We start from the raw sequence: 2,036 nt of genomic DNA, 5'->3' as shown, positions 1-2,036 counted from the left end.
GGCAGGGACCCGGCTGCGTGGTCACCCTCCCCGGCGCCGAGCACGGTGCGCCAGTGTGCCTCGGCGGGGTGGCGCCACCGCCGCAACTGCTCGAGGGCCACCCCGACCGCGACCCGCCGTTCCGTCCCCCCGGGCCGCCCGGCCAGCGCGGCGACGAACCGGGCCGCCTCCCGGGGGCGGTCGCGCAGCGCGGGGCCGAACGGGCCGGCGGGCGGGTACGGCCGCCCCTGCCACGCCCCGGGCTCGCCCAACAGCCGCGCCGCCCGCTCGCCGAGGCCGTCGGCCCCCGCGCCGTCGTTCCCCGCCCCGCCCCCGTCCGGCAGTTCGAGCAGAGCCAGCGCGGCGGAGAGCCGCACCGGGGGTGCGGGGTGGTCGAGCCAGCGGCGCAGCCAGGCGGCGGCCCCGTCTCCCGGGCCCTGCGCACCGACGGCGGTGAGCAATTGGGCCAGGGTCTCCGGCGACGGCTCGACCCGCGCCCGGTCCTTCAGCGCGGCGGTCGCCTCCGGGCGTCCGGGCCGCACCGCCGCCAGCAGCCGGGCGGCCAGGCGTCTGGTCTCCGCCCGTTCGTCGCCGAGCAGTCCGACGAACCGTTCCCACTCGGCGGTGTACAGCGGCAGCGCCCACTCCCGGTCCGCCGAGCGGGTCCGCCGAAGATCGTCCGCACGGTTCGCCAGGACCTCCAGCAGGCCGGTCCGGCCGGGGCCGGTGGCCTCCTCCAGCAGGCGGAACAGCCGGGGCAGCAGCCGGCGCATCTCGATCCCCTGGTCCCACCCCGGCAGGCGTCGCCAGTGCTCCTCGACCGGAGCCCGGCCGGCGGCCAACTCCCGGGCCCAGTCGGCCGGTCCGTCCTGCGACTGCTTCTCCGTCATGATCGACAGGATAGTCCGGTGTCCCGCCTCAGCCCCGGGCGCCCGGCTCCCCGGCCGCCGCCGCGAACCGGGACGCCAACGCGGCCACCGCCGACCGCAGTTCGGGCCCCTCCAGGACCTTGAACGGAAACGGGACGGCCGCCAGCCACTCCCCCGCGTACATCGCCGGGTTGCGGGTGCTGCCCTCCAACAGGCAGTGCCCGCCCGCCGGTTCGAGCCGTCCCATGGTCGGGCCGACCCACGGGGCGACCTGCTCGAACGGGGCCTCGAACAGCACCCGGGTGCGGAACGCCCAGCCGGTGCCGAGGTGCTGCTCCAGCACCGCGACGGGGTCGAGACCCTCCGGCGGGTCGAACGGCGTGCCGGAGCGCTCGGCGGCCCGGACCCGGTCGATCCGGTAGGTGCGGACGGCGTCGGCCCGGTGCGAGTGGCACAGCAGGTACCAGCGGCCCCGGCGCACCACCACCGCCCACGGGTCGACCTCGGCCCGCCACTCGCCCCCGCCGCCGCTGCGGTAGTCCACCACCGCCCGGCGCCGCGCCGCGATCGCCTCGACCAGCGTGCTGACCACCGCCGGGTCCGGGTGCGCGGGGTACGGGTCGGGTGCCGCCGCCGCGTGCGCCCGCAGCGCGGCCGCCTGCCGCCCGATCGCCTCGGGCAGCGCCCGGACCACCTTCCCCAGCGCCGCCCCCACCGGGTCCTCCGGATCGGCGGCCGCCGGCCGCCCGTCCAGCACCGCCATCACCAGCCCGAGCGCCTCCTCCTGGGTGAACGAGACCGGCGCCAGCCGCGCCCCCCGCCCCAGCCGGTAGCCCCCGTACGGCCCCCGCTCCGACTCCACCGGCACCCCGGCCTCCCGCAGGATCGCCACGTACCGCCGCGCCGCCCGGTCGCTCACCCCCAGCCGCTCCGCCAGTTGCTCCGACGTCGTCCCGGGCCGCTCCCGCAGCACCTCCAACGCCCGCAACGCCCGAGCGGTGGGGCTGATCTCCGTGTTCGCCACACCCACGACCTTAGAGACGGCGAAGGAAGAGCCCCGCCAGGGGCTCGGGGAACGGCGAGCCCGGGTCTGCGAGAGGTTCACTGCCGGAGCGCGCATCGGCTTCTGGTTCTGTCAGAGACACGCAGCAGCACGAACCTCCGATGGGCTCCGGCCGTCAGCAGCAC

At 77.8% G+C, this 2,036-nt stretch carries 1 protein-coding gene and 1 pseudogene; both read right to left on the bottom strand.

The window, feature by feature from the left end:
* A pseudogene (locus tag ACFUEL_RS38985) lies at positions 1–869 on the bottom strand (hypothetical protein); the annotation flags it as partial.
* Between the two features lie 28 nt (positions 870–897).
* On the bottom strand, positions 898–1,872 hold the full coding sequence (locus ACFUEL_RS38980; RefSeq protein WP_380242846.1) for a helix-turn-helix transcriptional regulator: 975 nt from the start codon (positions 1,870–1,872) through the stop codon (positions 898–900).
* Positions 1,873–2,036 lie beyond the last annotated feature (164 nt).

The sequence above is a fragment of the Kitasatospora sp. NPDC057198 genome, assembly GCF_042670125.1.
Lineage (GTDB): Bacteria > Actinomycetota > Actinomycetes > Streptomycetales > Streptomycetaceae > Kitasatospora.
Note: the sequence above shows the minus strand (reverse complement) of the source record. Positions and strands in the feature narration are given on the sequence as shown.